Source organism: Actinomadura rubrobrunea NBRC 15275 (assembly GCF_001552235.1).
Lineage (GTDB): Bacteria > Actinomycetota > Actinomycetes > Streptosporangiales > Streptosporangiaceae > Spirillospora > Spirillospora viridilutea.
Genome location: NZ_BCQU01000218.1, coordinates 1 through 922 on the forward strand (window position 1 = coordinate 1; position 922 = coordinate 922).

Sequence of the window (922 nt, forward strand, 5' to 3'; positions counted from 1 at the left end):
TGCTGGCGCTGGCCGACGAGACCTCGGGGCGGCTGGTGGTCGAGGCCGCCGACGGCGTGCACGCCGCCGAACTGCGCGGTCTGACCGTCCCGCTGGAGGAGACCCCCGCCGGGAACGTGTTCCGCACCAGTACGCCGGTGCGGCTGGAGGACGGCCGGGCGGCGACGGACGGCATCGATCTGCCGCCCGAGCTGGAGATCGGCCCGCTGCTGATCGTCCCCCTGGGGTCCGGGGACTCGGCCCGCGGGGTGATCGCGCTGGTCAATGCGCCCGGCGCCGTAGTGTTCAGCGATGCCACCCAGCGGTTGCTGGAGGCGTTCGCGGGGCAGGCGGCGGTGGCGTTGGAGCTGGCCGACCGGCGCCGCGACGCCGAGCGCCTGGCCCTGCTGGAGGACCGCGACCGCATCGCCCGGGATCTGCACGACACCGTCATCCAGCGGCTGTTCGCCACGGCGATGACGTTGATGAGCGCGGGCAAGATCACCCAGCGGCGGGACGTGGCGGTGCGGGTGCAGCGCGCGGTGGACGATCTGGATGACACGATCCGGCAGATCCGTTCCACGATCTTCGCGCTGCAGGCGGGTCCGGATGAGGAGGGGCTGCGCAGCCGTCTGCACGCGGTGGTGGACGAGGCGGCCGACCATCTGGGGTTCGCGCCGTCGGTCCGGTTGGACGGGCTGCTGGACACCGCCGTGTCGGACGAGGTCGGCGAGCATCTGCTGGCGGTGGCGCGGGAGGCGTTGTCGAATGTGGCGCGGCATGCCCGTGCCCGTGAGGCCCAGGTCGCGGTCGATGTGCGGGATGACGAGGTGGTGCTGCGGGTGGAGGACGACGGCGTGGGCCTTTGTGAGGGCGGTCGTCGCAGCGGTCTGCGCAACATGGCCGAACGCGCCGAGCGTCTGGGCGGCTCGTTCCAGGCGAC

At 72.8% G+C, this 922-nt stretch carries 1 protein-coding gene; it reads left to right on the top strand.

Annotation, left to right across the window (positions count from 1 at the left end; translation table 11 throughout):
- Nucleotides 1–922, top strand: a 922-nt coding sequence (locus AR3_RS29105) for a GAF domain-containing sensor histidine kinase (RefSeq protein WP_157406860.1), incomplete at both ends; no start/stop codon positions are given.